The sequence below is a fragment of the Streptomyces sp. CA-111067 genome, assembly GCF_050956065.1.
Classification (GTDB): domain Bacteria; phylum Actinomycetota; class Actinomycetes; order Streptomycetales; family Streptomycetaceae; genus Actinacidiphila.
Genome location: NZ_CP192103.1, coordinates 8,072,831 through 8,093,963, shown reverse-complemented (window position 1 = coordinate 8,093,963; position 21,133 = coordinate 8,072,831). Strand labels below are relative to the sequence as shown.

At 73.0% G+C, this 21,133-nt stretch carries 16 protein-coding genes; 6 read left to right on the top strand and 10 right to left on the bottom strand.

Annotated features, from left to right (window positions below; all coding sequences use genetic code 11):
* Positions 1-139: 139 nt before the first annotated feature.
* The 5 genes from ACQPW6_RS35700 to ACQPW6_RS35680 all read right to left on the bottom strand — a co-directional run bounded on the left by ACQPW6_RS35700 (position 140) and on the right by ACQPW6_RS35680 (position 5,630).
* The gene (locus ACQPW6_RS35700) at positions 140-1,930 is read right to left on the bottom strand and encodes a cation acetate symporter (protein WP_433893871.1); all 1,791 of its coding nucleotides are present in this window, start codon (positions 1,928-1,930) and stop codon (positions 140-142) included.
* Positions 1,927-2,364, bottom strand: a complete 438-nt coding sequence (locus ACQPW6_RS35695; protein ID WP_433893870.1) for a hypothetical protein — start codon at positions 2,362-2,364, stop codon at positions 1,927-1,929. Before ACQPW6_RS35695 ends, ACQPW6_RS35700 begins: the two co-directional genes overlap by 4 nt.
* A complete protein-coding gene (locus ACQPW6_RS35690; RefSeq protein ID WP_433893869.1) occupies positions 2,361-3,128 on the bottom strand; it encodes a LytR/AlgR family response regulator transcription factor in 768 nt (255 codons plus the stop codon). The genes ACQPW6_RS35695 and ACQPW6_RS35690 overlap by 4 nt, the downstream gene beginning before the upstream one ends.
* Positions 3,125-4,315, bottom strand: coding sequence for a sensor histidine kinase (locus tag ACQPW6_RS35685; RefSeq protein ID WP_433893868.1), 1,191 nt, complete (start codon positions 4,313-4,315; stop codon positions 3,125-3,127). Before ACQPW6_RS35685 ends, ACQPW6_RS35690 begins: the two co-directional genes overlap by 4 nt.
* A gap of 448 nt (positions 4,316-4,763) precedes the next feature.
* Complete coding sequence (locus ACQPW6_RS35680) at positions 4,764-5,630, bottom strand: UbiA family prenyltransferase (RefSeq protein WP_433893867.1); 867 nt, start codon at positions 5,628-5,630, stop codon at positions 4,764-4,766.
* A 129-nt stretch (positions 5,631-5,759) separates the two neighbouring features.
* On the opposite strand from ACQPW6_RS35680, the gene ACQPW6_RS35675 reads away from it, so the two are divergent.
* Genes ACQPW6_RS35675 through ACQPW6_RS35665 form a run of 3 tightly spaced genes read left to right on the top strand, consistent with a single transcriptional unit; the run spans position 5,760 to position 8,407 of the window.
* Positions 5,760-6,821 carry a type III polyketide synthase gene (locus ACQPW6_RS35675; protein WP_433893866.1) on the top strand — a complete coding sequence of 354 codons (1,062 nt, stop codon included), beginning with the start codon at positions 5,760-5,762 and terminating at the stop codon, positions 6,819-6,821.
* 36 nt (positions 6,822-6,857) lie between these two features.
* On the top strand, positions 6,858-7,397 hold the full coding sequence (locus ACQPW6_RS35670) for an isoprenylcysteine carboxyl methyltransferase family protein (protein ID WP_433893865.1): 540 nt from the start codon (positions 6,858-6,860) through the stop codon (positions 7,395-7,397).
* Positions 7,394-8,407 (top strand): NAD(P)/FAD-dependent oxidoreductase, encoded by a 1,014-nt coding sequence (locus tag ACQPW6_RS35665; protein WP_433893864.1) that lies wholly within the window; start codon positions 7,394-7,396, stop codon positions 8,405-8,407. The genes ACQPW6_RS35670 and ACQPW6_RS35665 overlap by 4 nt, the downstream gene beginning before the upstream one ends.
* A gap of 90 nt (positions 8,408-8,497) precedes the next feature.
* Here ACQPW6_RS35665 and ACQPW6_RS35660 read toward each other — a convergent pair whose 3' ends face one another.
* A complete protein-coding gene (locus ACQPW6_RS35660; protein ID WP_433893863.1) occupies positions 8,498-10,864 on the bottom strand; it encodes a chitobiase/beta-hexosaminidase C-terminal domain-containing protein in 2,367 nt (788 codons plus the stop codon).
* Between the two features lie 261 nt (positions 10,865-11,125).
* Between ACQPW6_RS35660 and ACQPW6_RS35655 the strand changes: the two genes are divergently transcribed.
* Together ACQPW6_RS35655 and ACQPW6_RS35650 are read left to right on the top strand one after the other, a co-directional pair.
* Positions 11,126-12,625: a flavin-containing monooxygenase gene (locus ACQPW6_RS35655; RefSeq protein WP_433893862.1), complete on the top strand. Its 1,500-nt coding sequence runs from the start codon at positions 11,126-11,128 to the stop codon at positions 12,623-12,625.
* Complete coding sequence (locus tag ACQPW6_RS35650) at positions 12,622-13,668, top strand: hypothetical protein (protein WP_433893861.1); 1,047 nt, start codon at positions 12,622-12,624, stop codon at positions 13,666-13,668. Before ACQPW6_RS35655 ends, ACQPW6_RS35650 begins: the two co-directional genes overlap by 4 nt.
* Before the next feature lie 35 nt (positions 13,669-13,703).
* Here ACQPW6_RS35650 and ACQPW6_RS35645 read toward each other — a convergent pair whose 3' ends face one another.
* Together ACQPW6_RS35645 and ACQPW6_RS35640 are read right to left on the bottom strand one after the other, a co-directional pair.
* Positions 13,704-14,510, bottom strand: coding sequence for an alpha/beta fold hydrolase (locus ACQPW6_RS35645; protein WP_433893860.1), 807 nt, complete (start codon positions 14,508-14,510; stop codon positions 13,704-13,706).
* Positions 14,511-14,542: 32 nt separating this feature from the next.
* Entirely contained in the window at positions 14,543-15,592 is a 1,050-nt protein-coding gene (locus tag ACQPW6_RS35640; RefSeq protein ID WP_433893859.1) for a chitinase, read from the bottom strand.
* Positions 15,593-15,739: 147 nt separating this feature from the next.
* Between ACQPW6_RS35640 and ACQPW6_RS35635 the strand changes: the two genes are divergently transcribed.
* A complete protein-coding gene (locus ACQPW6_RS35635; protein ID WP_433893858.1) occupies positions 15,740-16,444 on the top strand; it encodes a type 1 glutamine amidotransferase in 705 nt (234 codons plus the stop codon).
* Between the two features lie 93 nt (positions 16,445-16,537).
* Here ACQPW6_RS35635 and ACQPW6_RS35630 read toward each other — a convergent pair whose 3' ends face one another.
* Together ACQPW6_RS35630 and ACQPW6_RS35625 are read right to left on the bottom strand one after the other, a co-directional pair.
* Complete coding sequence (locus ACQPW6_RS35630) at positions 16,538-19,972, bottom strand: glycoside hydrolase family 3 C-terminal domain-containing protein (RefSeq protein WP_433893857.1); 3,435 nt, start codon at positions 19,970-19,972, stop codon at positions 16,538-16,540.
* Positions 19,973-20,189: 217 nt separating this feature from the next.
* Positions 20,190-20,963 (bottom strand): hypothetical protein, encoded by a 774-nt coding sequence (locus ACQPW6_RS35625; protein WP_433893856.1) that lies wholly within the window; start codon positions 20,961-20,963, stop codon positions 20,190-20,192.
* Positions 20,964-21,133: the final 170 nt, after the last annotated feature.

Sequence of the window (21,133 nt, the reverse complement as noted above, 5' to 3'; positions counted from 1 at the left end):
AAACGGTCACCGCCCGGCCAGCGGCGTACAGCGGCTGTCGGTGAGCGGTACGGTCCGTTCGCCGGACGGTCGGCGCGGTACGCCCAGCGGTTCGACGGCAGGACGGCCGTTCGACCGGCTGCCGGCCGTTTCCCGCCGGTCAGGGAGCGGACGGCCGCCGGATTCCGGTGCGGCGCGCGGCGGGCACGGGGACGGCCGGGGCGGCCGGCTGGGCGCCGACCTCCTCGGGCAGGTGCATGCGCAGCATGACCCGGTCGACGTCGGGCGCCGAGAGCCGGTGCCTGGTCAGCAGCGAGACCGTCACCATGACGGCGAAGGCCACCGGCACGGTCCAGGCGGCGGGCTGTTCGAGCAGCGCGGCCGACCAGCCGCGGCCGGGCCCGCGCACGCTGGTGAGCACCACCGCCACCGCGGCGAGCCCGCCGCCCGCCACCAGTCCGGCCAGCGCACCCAGGTCCGTCAGACCCCGCCACCAGATGCCGAGCACGAGCAGCGGGCAGAAGGACGAGGCGGCGACCGCGAACGCCAGCCCGATCGCGTCGGCCACCGGCAGCCCGTCGGTGGCGGTGGCCATCACGAGCGGCGGCACCCCGGCCGCGAGCGACGCCCAGCGAAAGCCGCGGGTGGAGCCGCGCAGCAGGTCCTGGGCGACCACGCCGGCCACCGAGACGGTCAGCCCCGAGGCGGTGGACACGAAAGCGGCGAACGCTCCTGCGGTGGCGAGCGCCGCGAGCAGCTTGCCGCCCTCGCCCGCCTGGGTGAGCTGCGGCAGCACGAGCACGGCGGTGTCGGTCTGCCCGGTCAGCAGCAGTTGCGGCGCGAGCACCCGGCCGAGCGCCCCGTACACCGTGGGGATCAGGTAGAAGACGCTGAGCAGCACCAGGACGAGCAGCGTCGTACGGCGGGCGGCCCGGCCGTCGGGGTTGGTGTAGAAGCGCACCAGGACGTGCGGCAGGCCCATGGTGCCGAGGAAGGTGGCCAGCAGGATCGAGTACACCGCGTAGAGCGGATGCGAGCGCCCGCCCGCGCCGGACAGCGGCGCCGCCCACTTCGCGCCGGAGGCCGGCGCCAGGCCCACCTGGTGCGGCACCGGCACGCCGGCCGGGAAGGTCAGGCTGGCCCCGCCCTTGACGGAGTGTTCGCCGTCGGCGAGCCGCACGGCCTGCTCCGGCCGGCCGCGGTAGTCGGTGCCGTCGAGGCCGCCGCGCACCCGGACGGTCACCGGCTCGGTCACGTCGAACCGGACCGGGTCCTGGATGCGTACCACCGTGCTGTGGCTGAACCGCGGCACGTCCTGGCCGGTCAGCGCGGGGGCGCCGGCCGAGCGCCAGGCCAGCACCAGGAAGACCGCGGGCACCGCGATGGCGGTCAGCTTCAGCCAGAACTGGAAGCCCTGGACGAGCGTGACGCTGCGCATCCCGCCGGTCGCCGCCACCCCGGTCACCACCACCGCCACGACCACCGCGCCGGTCCAGCGCGGCGCGCCGGTCACCGTCTGGAGGGTCAGGCCCGCGCCTTGCAGCTGCGGCACCAGGTACAGCCAGGCGATGACGGCGACGAGCACGCCGGCCACCCGCCGCACGGCGGTCGAGCCGAGCCGCTCCTCGGCGAAGTCCGGCAGCGTGTAGGCGCCGGAGCGGCGCAGCGGGGCGGCCACCAGCAGCAGGAGCACCAGGTAGCCGGCGGTGTAGCCGACCGGATAGGCCAGCATGTCCACGCCGTAGGCCATGACCAGGCCGGCCACGCCGAGGAAGGACGCCGCCGACAGGTACTCGCCGCCGATCGCGGAGGCGTTCCACAGCGGGGAGATCTCCCGGGAGGCGACGTAGAAGTCCGAGGTGGCCCGGGACAGCCGCAGCCCGTACACGCCGAAGGCGATGGTGGCGACGATCACGACGGCGAGTGCGGCCAGGCCGAGCGCGGGGTTCATCCGGCTCCGCTGCCGGGCTCGGTCCGCGCGGAGCCGTCGTCCGCCTTGGCGTCGCCCAGCAGGTCGGTGAAGTCCCGCTCCACCCGCTCGGCGTGCCGGACGTGGAACCACGCGGTGCCCACCAGCAGCGGGTAGGCGACGACGCCGAGCAGCAGCCAGGCCAGCCGGATGCCGAAGACCTCGGTGGTGCGCAGCGAGGGGGCCAGCGCGAACGCGGCCGGCAGGCCGCCGAGCACCACCACGAGGACGGTCAACACGCCGAGTGAGAGCCGGAGTTGGTCGCGCACCAGGGAGCGTACGTAGACCTGGCCGAGGCGCGGCTGCGCGTGCAGGTCGGCCGCGCCGGCCCGCGCGGAGTAGCCGCCGGTACGGTTGCGGCGCGGCCCGGAGACGGTGACCCGGCGCGGCGGCGGGACGCCCGGCTCGCCGCTCATGACGGCCCCTGGCCGGCGGCCGGGGTCCAGCGCACCAGGACGTCCCGCAGCTCGCGCGAGTGGCGGCGGCTGACCGGGAGTTCGCTGCCCGCCACCCGTACCGTCCAGTGCCCGGCGTCCGAGCGCAGCTCCTCCACGTGCGGCAGCGAGACCAGGAACCGCCGGTGGATGCGCAGGAATCCGTGCGGCACCCAGCGCTCTTCCAGCACCGCCAGCGAGATCCGCACCAGCGGGGAGTTGCCGCCGGTGTGCAGCCTGACGTAGTCGCCCTGCGCCTCGACGTACGCCACCTCGTCGCGCGAGACGAACCGGGTCACCCCGCCGAGGTCGACCGGGATCCGCTCCACCGGGGCCGGGGCGGCGCCGCGTTCGGCCGCCGCGACCGCCCCGCCGGCGTCGATCAGTGCCGCGACCCGGCGCACCGCCTCGGCGAGCCGGTCCCGGCCCACCGGTTTGAGCAGGTAGTCGCACGCCTTGAGGGCGAAGGCGTCCACCGCGAAGTCCTCGTAGGCGGTGACGAAGACGACGGCCGGCGGCCGGGCGAACCGGCTCAGCACCCGTACCAGGTCGAGTCCGTCGAGGCCCGGCATCCGGATGTCGAGGAACACCGCGTCGACCGTCTCGACCTCCAGCAGCCGCAGCGCCGCGTCGCTGCTGCCCGCCGCCAGCACCTGGCCGATCCGGCGGTCGCCGCGCAGCAGGTACGTCAGGTCCTCCAGCGCGGGCGGCTCGTCGTCGACCGCCAGTACGGCAAGGGGTTTCATGAGGCGCGCACTCCGCTGTGGTACTTGGGCACCCGGACGTTGACCTTGGTGCCGGCGCCGAGCGCGGTCTCCACGACGAGGCCGTACTCGTCGCCGAACACCGCGCGCAGCCGCTCGTCCACGTTGCCGAGGCCGAGCGAGTCGTCCTCGGCCTCACCGGCCAGCCGCACCCGCACCTCCTCCGGGTCCATGCCCACCCCGTCGTCCTCCACACTGATCCGGCACTCCGCGCCGGCGTCCTCGGCTCTGATCGTGATCCTCCCGGGAGTCGACTTGGGGCCGAGGCCGTGCCGCACGGCGTTCTCCACGATCGGCTGCAGGCACAGGAACGGCACGGCCACCGGCAGGACCTCGGGGGCGATCAGCAGATCGACCCGCAGCCGGTCGCCGAACCTGGCCCGCTCAAGCCGCAAGTAGCGGTCCACCGAGCGCAGTTCCTCGGCGAGGGTACTGAACTGGCCGTGCCTGCGCAGGCTGTAGCGGGTCAGCTCGGCGAACTCCAGCAGCAGTTCGCGGGCCTGGTCGGGGTCGGTACGGACGAACGAGGCTATGGCGGTCAGCGAGTTGTAGACGAAGTGCGGGGAGATCTGGGCGCGCAGCGCGCGCAGTTCGGCCTCCATCATCCGGGTGCGGGAGCGGTCGAGCTCGGCGAGTTCGAGCTGCGAGATCATCCAGTGCGCGACCTCGCCCGCGGCGCGCACCAGGCCCGCGGAGACCTGCCGGACGTACACCGACAGCGCGCCGACGACGAGGCCGTCCACGACCAGGGGCACCACGACGGCGCTCCGCACCGGGCAGTCGACGTGCCCGCAGTCGATCACCTCGGCGGGCACCACCCAGGGGCGTCCGGCGCGGATCGCGTCCTGCGCGTGCGCGACGGCCTGCGGGGCGTGCTTGCGGCCCGGGCCCTCCCAGGCGAGCAGGACGTTGTCGCCGATCACGGCGAGGGCGGGGGTGCCGAGGAGGGCGCGCAGATGCCTGGCCGCTCGGCGGGCGGACTCCTCGGTGAGGCCGTCGCGCAGCAGCGGGGCGGCGAGGGAGGCGGAGTGCAGCGTGGCGAACGCAGCGCGGTCGGCGGGGGTGCCGAAGCCGCGGCGCCCGCGGACCACCCAGAACAGGGCGGCTGCCGCCCCGGCGATCAGGAGGGCGCCGGACGCGACGCTGATCACCGAGCTCATGCTTTGCATTATGTTCTGAACGGCCACCCGCCGTAAGGGTTACGGCATGCTGCCGGCTGCGGCTGACGGCGACCCGCCGCAGGGGTTCCCTCCGCACCCGCCCGCGCCGCCGTCGTGGCTGACGGCCACCGCCGTGGGGGCTACGGCACGCTGCCGACCGCGCCGCCGTCGTGGCTGTTCGCGCAGTTCCCCGCGCCCCTGACGGCCACCCGCCGTAGAGGTTCCCTCCGCACCCGGCCGCGGCGCCGCTGTGGCCGTTCGCGCCGTTCCCCGCGCCCCTGTTGTGGTGGCTCGCCGTCGCCATCTCAAGCCCCCCGGTTGAGTGCCCAAAGGGGCGCGGGGCTGCATTCGACAGGCGGCTCCGCCGCGTGGGCGCGACATGCCCCGGTTGGGTGCCCCAAAGGGGCGCGGGGAACTGCGCGACCAGCCACGACGGCGCTGCGGATGAGGACGGCGGTCAGGTCAGGGTGGAGCCGTGGGTCAGGAGGAGGGTGACGTCCAGGGTTGCTACCGCTACCGCTGCCGCGAAGGCCGCCCGGGGGGTTTTGCGGCCCATCGCCGTGCCTGTCAGGGCGATCAGGAGTGCGGCTGCCAGGCCCGCCAGGGCCAGGGAGCCGGGGTGTCCCCGCGGGCCGAGCGTCAGGGCCGCGGTGGCCGCTACCAGCGGGGCCGGGAGGAGGAGGCGGGCGCGGGTGGGGCCCAGCCGCTGGGGCCAGCCGCGGACGCCGAGCGCGAGGTCGCCGCCGATGTCCGGGAGGACGTCGCCCAGGTGCGCGCCCACGCCGAGCAGCGCCCCCGCCGCGACCAGCCACCAAGGCGGCCACGGATGCCCCTCCGTGCCGAGCACCACGAACGCCGGCAGCGACGCGAACCCGACCGCGTACGGCAGCCACGACCAGACCGTGGCCTTCAGCCACAGGTCGTACCCCCACGCGGCGGCCACGCCGGTGACGTGCACGGCCCCGGCCCGCCACCCGCAGCCCAGCGACAGCGGCACGCACAGCACGAGGGCCACGAGGGCCGCCGTCCACACCGCCCTCACCCCGATCGCCCCGTCCACGACGGGCTTGCCGCGCCGCCCGGCGGCCAGGTCCCGCGGCGCGTCATAGGCGTCGTTGGCCCAGCCGACCGAGAGCTGCCCGGTCAGTACCGCCGCCGCGGTGACCGCCGCCCGCCCGCCGCTCTGCCCGGCGATCACCGCGAGCGCGGTCATCAGCGCGGTGACCGCCGCCACCGGGCCGGGGTGGCAGCACCCGGCGAGGGCCGCCGCCGTGCCACGGCGTGTCAGCGTGCCGCCCGCTGTAGCCTGTTCGGGAACTCCCACCGGCCGATCGTAGGCGCTCGGCCGCACCGTACGTTCGCCGCGAAGGGCCGGATGGGCGACAGGAGTGTCGGATGCCCTCGGTCCGGGGCAGGAATGCAGAGCCGGTCACCCCTCGAGGCGGGAAACCCTATGACCCGGATCGCAGCCGTACACGGTGTTCTGGCACGTCACCGCCACGACCAGGGCGAGATCACGGACATGGTCGCCCGCACCTGCCTGCCGGCCGGCGGCGACCGCCGGCTGCTCGACCGGCTGCACGCCAGTACCCGGGTCCGGTCCCGGACGATGGCGCTGCCACTGGAGCGCTACGGCTCGCTGAGCGGCTTCGGCGACGCCAACGACGCGTTCATCGCCACCGCGACCGAGCTCGGCCGCAGCGCGGTGCGGGGCGCGCTGAGCGAGGCGGGCCTGTCGCCGTCGGATGTGGACCTGCTGATCTTCACCTCGGTCACCGGCATCGCCACCCCCTCGATCGACGCCCGGCTGATCGGCCGGCTCGGCATGCGCCAGGACGTCAAGCGGCTGCCGCTGTTCGGCCTGGGCTGCGTGGGCGGCGCCGCCGGCCTGGCCCGGATGCACGACTACCTGCTCGGCCGGCCGGACGACGTGGCGGTGCTGCTGTCGGTGGAGCTGTGCTCGCTGACCTTCCAGCGCGACGACCCCTCGGTCGCCAACCTGGTCGCCGCGGGCCTGTTCGGCGACGGCGCCGCCGCGGTGGTCGGGACCGGCGCGGCCCGGGCCGGCGGCGAGCCCGCGGGGCCGACGGTGGTGGACAGCCGCAGCCGCCTGTACCCCGACACCGAGCGCGTGATGGGCTGGGACATCAAGGACTCCGGCTTCAAGGTGGTGCTCGACCCGCGGGTGCCCGACGTGGTCAGGCAGCATCTCGCCGACGACGTCACGGGGTTCCTCGCCGACCACGGCCTGAAGCCGAAGGACGTGACCGCGTGGGTGTGCCACCCCGGCGGCCCGAAGGTGCTGGAGGCGGTCGAGGAGAGCCTCGAACTCCCGGCCGGGGCGCTGGACGTGACCTGGCAGCACCTGTCGGAGGTCGGCAACCTGTCCTCGTCGTCGGTGCTGCACGTGCTGCGCGACACGCTGGCCCGGCGCCGCCCGGCGCCCGGCACCCCGGGGCTGCTGCTGGCGATGGGCCCCGGCTTCTGCTGCGAACTGGTCCTGCTGCGCTGGTAGTCCGGCCGGCCGCCGCGGACCGACTCGGAGGAACGAATGATCTGGTACACGCTGCTGGTCGGCGCCGTCGCGCTGGAGCGGGTCGCCGAACTCGTGGTGTCCCGCCGCAACGAGCGGTGGAGCGCGGCCCGCGGGGCGGTGGTCTCGGGGCAGGGCCACTACCCGGTGATGGTCGCGCTGCACACCGGGCTGCTGGCCGGCTGCCTGGCCGAAGTCTCGCTCGGCGACCGGCCGTTCACGCCCGCACTGGGCTGGCCGATGCTGGCGCTGGTGGTCGCTGCGCAGGGCCTGCGCTGGTGGTGCATCCGCACCCTGGGGCCGCGCTGGAACACCCGGGTCGTCGTCGTGCCCGGCCTGCCGCTGGTGGCCGGCGGCCCGTACCGGTGGCTGCGGCACCCGAACTACGTGGCGGTGGTCGTCGAGGGCCTGGCGCTGCCGCTGGTGCACACCGCGTGGCTGACGGCGACGGTGTTCACCGTGCTCGACGCTGCCCTGCTGACCGTCCGGATCCGGTGTGAGAACACCGCTCTGGAGGCGCTGCCGTCCCGGGAGCCCGCGCCCGGCCTGGTGCCGTGATCGACCTGCTGGTGGCCGGCGGCGGTCCGGCCGGCCTTGCCGCGGCCATCCACGCGGCACGCGGCGGGATGCGGGCGGTGGTCGTCGAGCCGCGTGAGACGCCGGTGGACAAGGCGTGCGGGGAGGGCGTGATGCCCGGCGGGGTGGCGGCGCTGCGCGAGCTGGGGGTGCGGGCCGGCGGCCGGCCGCTGCGCGGGATCCGCTACGTGGCCGGCGGCACGCGGGTCGAGGCCCCGTTCCGCGGCGCGACCGGCCTCGGCATCCGCCGCACGGCACTGCACGCGGCGCTGCACGACCGGGCCCGCGAGCTGGGCGTGCGGATCGTGCCGGGCAAGGTCGGCGAGGTCGGGCAGAGCGCCGACAGCGTCACCGCCGCCGGCTTCACCGCGCGCTGGCTGATCGCCGCCGACGGGCTGCACTCGCCGCTGCGCCGGGCGCTCGGCCTGGACCTGCCCGACCGCTCCCCCGGCCGCTACGGGCTGCGCCGGCACTACGCCGCCGAGCCGTGGACCGACCTGGTGGAGGTGCACTGGTCGCCGCACGGCGAGGCGTATGTGACGCCGGTCGGCGACGATCTGGTGGGCGTCGCCGTGCTGAGCCGCCGGCGGCGGGGCTACGACGAGCACCTCGCCGACTTCCCCGAGTTGACCGCGGCGCTGCGCGGCCCGGCCGCCACGTCGGTGCGCGGCGCGGGGCCGCTGCGGCAGCGGGTGCGCCGCCGGGTGGCGGGACGGGTGCTGCTCGTGGGGGACGCGGCCGGCTATGTGGACGCGCTGACCGGCGAGGGGGTGGCGCTGGCACTCGCGACAGCGGGGGCCGCCGTGGGCTGCCTGGCCGCCGGCCGCCCGGAGGACTACGAGCGCCGCTGGGTGCGGCTCACCCGGCGGCACCGGCTGCTGACGGCCGGTCTGCTGGCGGCGGGCGGCCGCCCGGCGACGGCCCGGCTGATCGTGCCGGCCGCGGCCCGGCTGCCCCGGGTGTTCGCCGCCGCGGTGCACGCCCTTCAATAGCCCGCGGCCGCGCGGGGACGGGCGGGGACGGGACGGGGCTCCCCGCACGTGCGGGGAGCCCCGGTTCGCTCAGCTGGAATCAGCCTGTGATCACGGGAAGTTCACCACGTTGCTCGGTGTGGTGTTGGACGCCGTGACCGCTCCGGTGTCGTTGATGACGTGGGTGATGGTGCCCACGCCGCCGAGCGACACGGTGAGCGCGCTGTGGAACTTCACGCCTGGTGTGTTGGGCACTTCGAAGGCGTGGTAGTTGTTCACCGCCGGATTGACGTTGAAGTAGCAGTAACTGCCGAGCCCCCATGCCTCATGGGTGGTGACGTTCGCCCCCACCTTGTAGGCGGCGTAGCCGTTCTGCCCCGATGGGTTCTTCCAGGCCGCCTGGTTGGGCGGATCGTACGGGTTCTCGTTCTGGAAGAAGATCGTCTTGCCGCCCTGGCCGTTCCACACCACCTCGTACTTCTGGTAGTGCTCGACGAACAGGCCGGTGGCCAGCACGTTGTTGCCGTTGACGGTCAGGCCGTTGTCGGCGGTGTTGGACGTCCAGCCGACGCCGCTGCCGTGGTCGGCCCGCCAGGCCCAGATGTGGTCGATGATCGCGTTGTTGCTGTTGACGATCAGGCTGTTGGTGGCCTTGCCCGCGACCTGGCCGCCGATCCGGAAGAACACGTCCTGGATGGTGGTCGGGTTGCTCGCGTGGCTCGCGGTCGAGCCGGTCGGCCCGACGGTGAGCAGGGCCTGCGAGTTGGTGGTGCCCGCGTCGAACAGCAGGCCCTTGAGGCGCACCCCGTCGACGTCGGCGACCTGCATCGCGTTGACCCCGTTGTCCGGGACGAGCGTCGGGTAGCCGATGCCCAGCACGGTGGTGTTGGCCCGGGTGATGTTGAGCGTCTGGTTCAGGTGGTACACGCCCGGGGTGACGAACAGGTTGCAGCCCTGCGCGAGCGCGTTGTTGATGGTGGTGGCGGTGTCGCCGGCCTTGACGACGTAGAACTGGCTCATCGGCAGCGAGCTGCCCGGGGTCGAGCCGCTCGCCCAGCTCGGGCCGGAGGCGTTGGTCCGCAGCGAGGGCAGGAACACCCGGTACTTGCCGGTGCCGTCGACGTACAGGTACGGCACGTCACGGGAGACCGGGGTGGTGGCCAGGGTGGTCTCGGGCGGGTTGGGGAAGGTGTTGCCCGGGGCGCCGGTGACGCCGGAGAAGACCATGTTCCACACGCCGCCGTCCCAGCTGCCGAGGCTGCTGTCGCGGGTGTACCACTGCTGCTGGGAGATCGACGCGGTCTGGCCGCTGACCTTGGTGTCGGCGATGTAGCCGCCGCTGGCGTAGCCGTAGCTGGCCGGGTAGAGCTGGAGGTTGCCGTGCACGTCGATCCGGCGGAAGGGCGCGGCCTGGGCCACGGCCCACCGGTCGCTGCCGCCGCCGGGGTTGATCGCCAGGTTCTCCGCGGAACGCCAGAAGTTCTGGGTGGCGTTGCCGGCGTCGGAGGCGTTGAAGGCGTCCACGGTGATGTTGCCGTTGAACGTGACGTCGTCCGGGTTCTGGCCGAGGCCCGCCACCGAGGTGTAGTAGCCGACGTTGTCGTTCACGTTGTACGTGCCGGGCTTGAACAGCTGCGCCACCCGGTTGTTGCTGAACTGCGCGGTGTTGGTGTCCTTCATCTGGTTGAACTGCGCGTCCAGCTGCGACTGGATCGTCGCGGCCGACATCGACGGGTCGTAGATGTGCACGTTCGGCCCGAAGTCGGGGGTGTCCGACTGGTTCGTGCAGCCCGTCGCGGAGCCGCCGATGGTGTACGTGGCGCTGGCCACGGCGGAGTTGGTGGATCCGGACTTGGTGGCGATGGCCTTGAGCGTGGTGGTGGCGGTGACGCTGACGGCGCTGCTGTAGGTCGGCGAGGACGCGGTCGGCGTGGAGCCGTCACGGGTGTAGTGGATGGCCGCGCCGGCCGTGGCGTCGGAGATGGTCACGCTCTGCGCGACGCTGAAGGTGCCGCCGGCCGGGCTGAACGACGGCGTGGCCACGGTGCCCGGCGGCGGGGTGGTGCTGCCGCCGCCCTGGGTGTACGTGAAGTGCGGCGTGTCGTACTGCGGGCCGCCCTTCTCGTAGGTGAACCAGTAGTCGATCACCGAGCCGTTGGTCAGCGAGCTGACCGTCCAGCTCCAGGTGGAGCCGCTGTTGGTCATCCGGACGTTCTGCTGGTTGACGCCGCTGACCAGGTAGTGCGCGTCCACGTAGCGGGCGGTGGTGGTCGGCGTGAAGTTGATCTGCGCCTGGGTGGCGCTGAGCTGGGTGACGCTCTGGGTGTAGTCGGAGGCGTCCGCCGAGGCGGTGCCGGCGATCTGGGTGAGGCCGAGCAGGCCGACCAGAGCGAGCAGCAGCGCGCTGAGCCCGGCGAGGGCGCGTCGGCGCGGGCGCCACCGGGGGCGCATGCGATGTGGGGGGTTGATGCTTCGCATGAGTGGGGGGTCCTTTCGCCTGGCTTCGCGAAGTGAACACCAGGACAGCGCGGAGGAATGAAGGGGGATCGCGCTCGAAGCCACGTATGTGGGCTGTATGTCGAACTACAGCCTTTGATTTATCGAGTTGAAAACGCTCTCAATCTGCGGATCACGGAAGCTTGGGATCCGTAAGGCAGTCTCTGGGGGCGATAGCCAACCGTCAAGAAGATGCGCAGACTTCACCTTGTGAGACGACCGCGCCACCGCCCGGAGGACCCCATGACCTCGTCACGCGATCACACCGCGCAGCCGGCCGCCGGCGAGCCCTCCGGCGCCGCCGCCGAGGTGGACGTGCTGATCGTCGGGGCCGGTCTCTCCGGTATCGGCGCGGCCTGCCATCTGCAGCGGGAGGCGCCCGGCAGCAGTTACGCGATCCTGGAGGCGCGCGGCGCCAGCGGCGGCACCTGGGACCTGTTCCGCTACCCCGGAGTCCGGTCGGACTCCGACATGTTCACTCTCGGCTACGCCTTCCGGCCGTGGCGGCAGCCGAAGTCGATCGCGGTCGGCGACGACATCCTGCGCTATGTCCGGGAGACAGCGGCGGCCTACGGCGTGGACGAGAAGATCACCTACCACCGCCGGGTGCTGCGGGCGCGGTGGTCGACCCCGGACGCCCGCTGGACGGTCACCGCGCAGGACACCGGCACCGGCGAACTCACCACCACGACCTGCCGGTTCCTCTACCTGTGCGCCGGCTACTACCGCTACGACCAGGGCTACACCCCGGCGTGGCCGGGCCGCGAGGAGTTCGCCGGCACGGTGGTGCACCCGCAGCTGTGGCCGGCCGGACTCGACGTGTCCGGCCGGGAGGTCGTCGTCATCGGCAGCGGCGCCACCGCCGTCACGCTGGTGCCCGCGCTGGCGCAGGCGGGCGCCCGGGTGACGATGCTCCAGCGCTCGCCGTCCTTCGTCCTGTCGCTGCCGACCGCCGACCTCCTCGCCAGGGCGCTGCGCCGGATACTGCCCGCCCGGCGGGCGTACGCGGTGGTGCGGTGGAAGAACATCACGCTGGCCACCGCGTTCTACCGCCTGTGCCGCAAGTACCCGGCGCGGATGCGGGCGTTGCTGCGGCAGGGCGTCAAGCGCCGGCTGCCGTCGGGCTACGACGTGCGCACGCACTTCGACCCGGCCTACGACCCGTGGGACCAGCGGCTGTGCGTGGTGCCTGACGGCGACCTGTTCCGGGCGATCAGGTCGGGCGCGGCGCGGGTGGTCACCGACCACATCGAGTCGTTCACCGCCAAGGGCCTGCGGCTGCGCTCGGGGACGGAGCTGGCGGCCGACGTGGTGGTCACCGCCACAGGTCTGAACCTCCTGGCGCTGGGCGGCGTCGAGTTCACCGTGGACGGCCGGGAGGTCGAGCTCGCCGACCGGGTGGCGTACAAGGGGATGATGCTCGACGGGGTGCCCAACCTGGCCTTCGCGATCGGCTACACCAACGCGTCCTGGACACTGAAGGTCGACCTCGTCTCCTCCTACCTGGCCAGGCTGCTCGACGCGATGAGCCACGGCCGGTTCGCGGTCGCCACCCCGCGGCTGCCGGCCGAGCCGATGGCGAAGGTGCCGTTCACCGACATGACCTCCGGCTATCTGGTGCGCTCGCTGGACTCCCTGCCCTCGCAGGGCGACCGGTCGCCGTGGCGGCTGCGGCAGCACTACGCCAAGGACTCGGCGCTGTTCGGCGACCCGCTGGCGGACCCCGAGTTGGAGCTGCGGTGACGGTCACGGTGGGGCGGGCCCGCGCCGAGGCGGCCGGCTGGGTGGCCGAGCACGCCGGCGAACAACCCGGCTACCGGGGCGCGTTCTTCACCGGATCGACGGTCGGCCTGCCGGCCGGCGCCGAACTGCCGGCGGCCTCCGACGTGGATGTCGCCGTGGTCACCGCCGACCGGCAACCCCCGGTCAAACCGGGCAAGTTCCGCCGCAACGGGGTGCTCATCGAGGTCGGCTACCAGCCCTGGGCGGAGCTCGGCTCGCCCGAGGCCGTACTCGGCTCGTACCACCTGGCGGGCAGCTTCCGCCGCGACACCGTCATCGACGATCCGACCGGCCGGCTCCGCATGCTGCAGGGCGAGGTGGCCGCGCGCTTCGCCGAGCCGTCCTGGGTGCGCCGCCGCTGCCTGGACGCCCGCCGCAGGGTCGTGCGCGGGCTCGCGTCGATCGATCCCGCGGCTCCGTTCCACCAGCAGGTCACGTCCTGGCTGTTCCCGACCGCGGTCACCACCCATGTGCTGCTGGTGGCGGGGCTGCGCAACCCCACGGTCCGGCTGCGCTACGCCAGGGTGCGCGAACTCCTGGCGGACGTGGGGCAGTCGGCCATCTACCCCGAACTGCTGGACCTGTTGGGCTGCCGCGACCTGCCGGCCGCCCGCGTGCAGCGGCAACTCGACGCGCTGGCCGTCACGTTCGACGCCACGGCCGAGGTCGCCAGGACACCGTTCTTCTTCAGCGGCGACATCAGCGCGGGGGCGCGGTCGGTCGCGATCGACGGCAGCCAGGAGCTGATCGACAGCGGCCTGCACCGGGAGGCCGTCTTCTGGATCGTCGCGACCTTCGCCCGCTGCCACACCATCCTGGCCGCGGACTCCCCCGGCCTCGGCGACGCGCTCGCCCCGGCCCTGCGGTCCGCCGTCGCGGACCTCGGCATCACCGGCACGGACGACTTCCAGCCGCGGGCCGACCGGGTGCGGGCGTTCCTGCCCCGGCTCTGGCAGACAGCGGAGGCGATGATCGCGGAGGGCGAGCCCGCCGGATCACCGTGACGCCGGCCAGGACCGCGTGACGCCCGCCGGCCCCGTCAGGCCGACCAGGTCTCCGCGAGCAGCCGGTTGACGGTCTCGGGCCGGTCCCGGTGCGGGAAGTGGTCGGTGCCCTCGACGGTCACGTGCCGGGCGCCGGTCCGGTCGGCGATGTACGCGCCGCAGGCGGCCAGCGCCTCGCCGTTGAAGGCCCGCAGCTCCGGGTGGGCGCTCTCCCAGGTCCCGTTGACCACGACCTTGCGGAACGGGGCCGCGGCGAGGGGGGCCAGCGGCACGTCGTCGGTCCAGCAGGGCCGTTCGTCCATCGCGGTACGGGTGGCCCGCAGCATCTCGGCGCTGAAGTCGGGGATCGGCATGCCGTAGGGCTGGGTGGACATCGTCAGGTACTGCTCGGGGGACATCTCAGGACGTGCCGTGCCGAAGGACGCCCGCATCCGGGCCAGCGCCGCCGCGACCACCGGCTGACCGGCGGCCGAACCCAGCGCGGAGGGCTCGATCAGGACCAGGGAGCGCACCGACCCCGGGTGCCGGGCGGCGGCGACCATCGCGGCGACCGCCCCGTAGGAGTGCCCCACCAGGTGGGCGCCGCCCGAGGTCTGGGCCAGCAGCGCCGCGATGTCCTCGGCGTCGGCCTCGTAGTCGCTGCGCCCGGTGCCGGGGCTCTGGCCGTATCCGCGCCGGTCCATCAGGTCCAGCCGGAAGCGGTCGGCCAGCGGGCGCTGGTGGGCGAAGCACTCGGTGCCCCAGCTCATGGTGCCGTGCACCAGGACGGCCCGCGCAGCCTCCGGGCCGGCGTCGGTCCACGTGGTCACGTGGGTGGCCACGTGTGTCGCGTCTTCTGCCATGCCCGGCAGGCTACCGGGGCTGCCTGCCGGGGTCAGCGGCCTTGCAGCGCCTTGACGTTGGAGCCGAACGTCCAGTTCTTCGAGCCGTCCCAGTTGGCCGACCAGGTCATCAGGCCCTTGAGGGCGCCGCCGTAGTGGTTCCACGCCTGCGAGACCAGGCTGGGCGCCATGTAGCCGCCGCCCGCGCCCGGTTGGGCGGGCAGCCCCGGCACCTGCTTGTCGAACGGGACCTTGACCGTGGTGCCCTGCACGACCAGTCCTGAGTTGAGGCAGTCGGTCTGCTGGGTGAAGCCGGTCACCGTGCCGGCCTCGTAGGAGTCGCCGGAGCAGCCGTACATGCTGCCGTTGTAGTACTGCATGTTGAGCCACCACAGCTTGCCGTTGTCGGCGTACTTCTTGACGATCGGCAGGTAGGCGCCCCAGATCGAGCCGTAGGTGATGCTGCCGCCGGTGACGTACGCCGTCTCGGGTGCCATGGTCAGGCCGAAGCCGGCCGGCATCTGGGAGAGCACGCCGTCGATGATCCGCTCCAGGTTGGCCTGCGAGGCGGACAGCGTGTTGATGTTCCCGCTGCCGACGAGGCCGGTCTCGATGTCGATGTCGATGCCGTCGAAGTTGTACTTCTTCAGGATCGGCACGACGGTGGCGACGAAGCGGTCGGCGACCGCGCTCGAACTGAGGTCGATGCCGGCCGCAGCGCCGCCGATCGACATCAGGATCGTCGAACCGGCCGCCTTGGCCTGGCACATCTCGGCGGGGGTGGCGACCTTGACGCCGGAGTCCATGCCGTCCTGCCACTCCACGGTGCCGTCGGAGAGGATCACCGGGAAGGCCGCGTTGAGCACGTTGTAGCCGTGGGCGGCCAGCCTGCTGTCGGTGATCGGGATCCAACCGAGGCCGGGATGCACGCCGTTGGCGGCGCCGTCCCAGTTCTCCCAGTAGCCCTGGAGCACCTTGCCGGCCGGTTTCGGCTTGGCCGCGCAGGTGTCGCCTGCCGCGTGCGAGGCGCCGGCGATGGGGAGTTGGGCGAGGAAGGCCAGTACGAGGCCGGTGCCGAGCAGTCGTATTCTGCGACCGATCATGGTGTGCTCCTGATGTTGTGGGGACATCGCGCACGGTTTTTCCGGATCGTAGGGTCGGCCCCGGCGGCCGTCAATAGGTCTGGACCAATAGACCGCCGGCCGGTGCGGGTGATCTGCCGGTGGTGATCGCGGAGAGGCGGGAAGCGGATGGGCGCTACGGCGTTGGTGGTACAGCACACTCCGGCCGGCGGCCCGGGGCGGTGGGCGCGGCCGCTGCGCGAGGGCGGGCTCGCGCTGGACCTCGTGGCCGCCTACGACGGGGCGGAACTGCCCGCGCGGCTGAACCACCAGGCGCTGGTGGTGCTCGGCGGCGGCTACCTGCCGGACGACGACCTGCGCGCGCCCTGGCTGCCGCGCACCCGGGGCCTGGTGGGCGAGGCGCTGGCGGCCGGGGTGCCGGTGTTCGGGATCTGCCTGGGCGGCCAGATGCTCGCCCAGCTGGCCGGCGGCGAGGTCCGCGGGGCGTACGGGGAACCGGAGTTCGGCAGCACCGCGCTGACGCTGCGGCCGGAGGCGGACTCCGACCCGCTGTTCCGCGACCTGCCCGCGCGGCCGACGGCGATCGAGAACCACCTGGACCGGATCGTGGCACTCCCGGCCGGCGCGCGCTGGCTCGCGCGCAGCGACCGCTGCCCGTACCAGGCGTTCCGGCTCGGTGAACTGCCCGCGTGGGGCGTGCAGTTCCACCCGGAGTGCGACCCGGACCGGATCCGCGGCTGGAACCCGGAGCGGCTGGCGCCGCACGGCGCCGACCGGGACGAGCTGCACCGGGCCGCCCTGCTCGACGACCCCGCCGCCGCGCCCGTCTGGCACGAGGTGGCCCTGCGTTTCGCGGCACTGGCCACCGGCTGAGCGCGTCCCGCGACGCGCCCGTGCCCCGCACCGGAAGCCGACTCCGGTACGGGGCACGGGCGTTCGTCGCCGTCCGATGGGACCAGGGGGAGGTCAGCCCACCGAGATGGCGAAGACGTGGATGCCGCTGTCGTCGGGCAGCGTCACCGTGGCCACCGTCTTTGCCGGGTCCAGTGCCCCTCCGGTGGTGTAGAGGCTGACGGCGTGGTCGCCCAGGGTGTCGCCGGGCGGCCGGTTCCACTTCGCGGTGGTCACTGCGAGCTGCGAGTTCGTACCGGCCTTGTTGCTGTACCAGTCGGGGAACTCCACGGCCACGTCGGCGGTGCTGCCGTCGGTGTAGGTCACCGTGGCGGTCCCGGTGTGCGCGGAGCTGATGCCGGTGCCGAGCAGCCCGAGCCGGCTGCCCTGCCCCTGCACCCGGATCACCTGTCCGGCCGCGGCGATGTTGTCCGGCTGCCCCGGCTGGGTGTCCGGCCAGGCGTAGTCGAGGCCGTTCGCCGTCACCGTGGCGCCGGGCGTGTAGCCGACCGCCGCCAGCTGGGTGGCCGACAGGCTGTAGCCGCCCGGGTCGAGCTTGCCGGTCGACGGGTCGCTGTCGGCGCTGATGCCCGCGTTGTCGTACGCGGCGGGCACGTTCGCGTACGGCACGGTGGTCGAAGCGTCGGCGCTGCGGGTCTGCCGGCCGTTCAGCTCGAAGGACGCCTTGCCGGTCAGCGTGGCCGGTCCTGCCGTGGCGCCCGCGGGCACCGTGACCGTCCAGTCGGCGCTGACCGAGGAGTGCGGGCGGACCGAGCCGAACGTGGTGCGGCTGCCGTGGGCGGCCCTCGCCGTCCAGCCCTGCGGCAGGCTCACGCCGAGCCGCAGGTCGCGGGCGGTGGAGTCACCAGTGTTGGTGAACGTCTGCCGGACGGTGAACGAGGTGCCCGCGTCGGTGGCCTTGGGCACCGACAGGGCGGTGTACTGGGTGCCGGTGCTCCTGGTGACCGTCACGGCACCGGTCAGCGGGGTGTCGGCCGAGGACTGCCCGACGTAGAGCGGGTAGCGGCCGTCGAGGTAGGTCCAGTCGTGGGCGCTGCTGTCCCACACCCGCAGCGCGTCCGCCGGCAGCGTGAGTGTGACGGCCCTGGTCTGGCCGGGCCGCAGCTGCACCTTGGCGAACGCCTTGAGCGACTTGGGCGGCTCGCCCGAGCCCTTGGGGTAGCCGAGGTAGACCTGCACCACGTCGGAGCCGGTGCGGTGGCCGGTGTTGGTCACGTCGACCGACAGCCTGACCTGCTGGGTGCCCTTGCCCGTCGCCTGCACCCGGTCCGTGCTCGTCCTGAGGTGGGACACCTTGAAGCTGGTGTACGACAGGCCGTAGCCGAACGGGAACAGCGGGGTCTGGTTCTCCTGCTGGTACCAGCGGTAGCCGACCTCCAGGCCCTCGCTGTAGTCGTAGACCCCGTTCACCGCCGGGTAGCGGCCGGGCGCCGCGGCGACCGCGGTCTGGGTGTCGGTCTTCGGGAAGCTGACCGGCAGCCGGCCGCCCGGCTCCGCGTCGCCGGTGAGCAGCGCGGCGAGCGCGTTGCCGTCCTCCTGGCCCGGGTACCACATGTCGAGCACGGCGGGGACGTCGGACAGCCACGGCATCAGCACCGGGGCGCCGGCCCTGACCACCACGACGGTGTGCGGGTTGGCCGCGGCGACGGTCTGGATCAGCTGGTCCTCGTTGCCGGGCAGTGCCAGCGTGGTCCGGTCGGAGCCCTCGCTGGAGGAGTCGCCGACGACCAGCACGGCCGCGTCCGCCTTGGCCGCGGCGTCGGCGGCGGCCTGGAGGGACGGGTCTGGCACGCCGGGCGCCGACCAGCCGATGGAGACCGAGGCGTTCTGCGCGTTGTCGTAGTACTCCACCCGCAGCGCGTGCGGCTCCCCCGCGGTCAGCTGCACCGGGGCGCTCTTGACGGTGGCGGAGCCGTGGTCGCTCCAGTTGTCCACGATCAGCTTGTCGTCCAGGTAGATCCGGCTGCCGTCGTCGCTGGTGGCGGAGAAGGTGTACGCGGCGGTGGACGGCGCGGTCAGGGTGCCGGTCCAGCGGGCCGAGAAGCCGTCGACCGGCAGCGCCGGGTCGGGCGAGCCGAGCACCCAGTCGAAGTCGATGTTCGGATCGTCCCGGGTGACCGCGGGGGTGCCGGTGAGGGTCTTGTTGGCGAAGTAGTCGCCCTTCAGACCCGTCAGCGCGGAGGCCGGGATCACCGGGAAGCCGCTGCCCTGCCCGGCCTTGACCGAGGTGACGTCCACCCCGCTGCCGAGCCGGGCCTTCAGGCCGGACACCGGATCGACCTTCTTGTACGGGGTGACGGCGGAGCTGCCACCGCCGCCGGTCACGGCGGTGTCGGCGTTCGGGCCGATCACGGCGAGCGACTTGAGCCCGGCCGGATTCAGCGGGAGCAGCGAGCCGCTGTTCTTCAGCAGCACGCTGCCGTCCTCGGCGGCCTTGCGGGCCACCAGGCTGTCGGCCTCCAGGTCCACCGACGGCGCCGGCTTCGGGTCGAGCACGCCGGTGCGGAACTCCAGCCGCAGGATGCGGCGGGCCGCGTCGTCGAGCACGGACTGCGGGACCTGGCCGGCCGCCACCGCGGCGGGCAGCTGCTTGAAGTAGGTGGTGCCGCTGAACTCCTGGTCCAGGCCCGCCAGTGCGGAGGCGACGGTGCTGTGGTTGGCCGGGTAGTCGGTGCCGACGACGCCGTCGTACTTCCAGGTGTCGATCAGCACGTCCCGCAGGATCTGCGCGTTCTCGCAGGCGTAGGTGCCGTTGACCTTGTTGTAGGCGCACATCAGGGACCACACGTGGGCGTCCTTGACGGCCTTCTCGAAGGCGGGCAGATAGATCTCGTGCAGTGTCCGCTCGTCGATGTCGGAGCTGGACGTCATCCGGGCGTTCTCCTGGTTGTTGCCCGCGTAGTGCTTGACCTGCGCGGCGACGCCCTGCTTCTGGATGCCGGTGATCTCCGACGCGGCGATGCCGCCGGCCAGCGCCGGGTCCTCGCCGAGCGTCTCGAAGTCCCGGCCGCCCAGCGGGGTGCGGACGATGTTGACCATCGGCCCGTAGATCACCTGGTAGCCGCGGGACTTGGCCTCGCTGCCGAGCACCGTGCCGTACTGCTCGGCCAGTTCGGTGTCGAAGGAGGCGGCGAGCGAGACCGGTGAGGGCATCGCGGTGGCCGGCTGGCCGTCGCGCACGCCGCCGGGCCCGTCGGTGAACTGCAGGCCGGGCACGCCGAGGCGCTCCACGCCCGGGGTGTAGCCGGTGGCGTGCGAGCCACTCGGCACGCCGACCGACGTCATCAGGCCGGCCTTCTCGTCGTTGGTCAGCTGCGCGAGCAGCAGGTCCACCCGCTTCTCCAGCGGCAGCCGGGAGTTGAGCCAGGGCCTGGCGGAGTCGGCGGAACCGTTTACGGCGGTGGTCGTCCCGGCGACGGCGGGCACGGACAGGGGTACGGCCAGTGCGGCGGCGGCAGCGGCTGCGACCGCGAGTCGGGCCATGCGCATACGTGTGTCTCCAAACGGGGGTCCGCGGCTCGGGGTTCAGAGGATGTACGCAAGCGACTGGAAGTCTGCGCTCACCGATATCGAGCGTCAAGAACATGAACACGAATCCCCGATGTGAACATCCGCCCCCTCCGACCGCCCCTGATCAGCCACTGGACCACCGGCCTGACCAGCCGTCAGACCCCCAGCACCGCCAGACCGCCAGACCGCCAGGCGGTCACCGCTGCCGCATCGTCGTCATCAGGTCCCGGGCGGTCTGGATCAGCGCGGAGTGGAACTCCATCAGGTCGGTGGCCGGGTGGGAGGGGGTGTGCAGGGCGTTCATGTCGTCGGCCGAGACGTTGTAGCCGTCGTCGGCGGTCAGCGAGATGGTGATCACCGCGCCGCCCTGGAGCACCTTGAGCTGCTTGGTCTGCTCGCTGGGGGTCAGCAGGTAGGCCGAGTCGCCGAGGTGCGGGATGAAGGCGATCGAGTCCACCGGCACCAGGCTGGAGTCGTACAGCTGGCGCTCGTCCTCGAACTCGGCGCGCGGGTCGGTCTTCTTGTGCAGCACCACCGCGATGTCCGCCGAATACTGCACCGAGCCGCCCTGGTTGAACGGCGCCGTGGTGATCACCGAGCACTTGACCTCGTCCACCGCGGTGCCCCGGTGGAACTCCGCGGGGCCCGGGCCGCTGGTCACCGTGACGGTCTTCGGGCTCTGCGCGGTCGCGGACGCCTTGACCGCCTCGGTGAGCGGCTGCACCGCCGTGCTCTCGCACGGGCTGCCGGTCAGCTGGTATCCGTGCAGGTCGGGATGGTGGTCCGGCCAGGCGTGGCTGACCGCGAGCACCCCGCCCCACACCGCCGACGCCAGCACGATGCCGCCCACCGCCCAGGTCCACGGGCGGCGCCCGGTCCGCACCCGCCGCGGCCGGTCGTCGAAGTCGCTGACCACGTCGACCGGCCGGTCGCCGTCGCCCCCGTCGGAAAGCTCGGGTTCTGATATCACGCCCGCTTCACCTCGTCCTCGTCCACACCGCGTGGTGGCGCCTGCCGCCGGCCGCCGCCGCGTCGAAACCGATACGCAGACGGTCTGGAGCACGGCGCCGGGTGCTCCAGGTGAGCGTACTTATCGGATGCCCACTTCAGCGGACGCTGCCCCTCCTCTTTCCTTGCCGA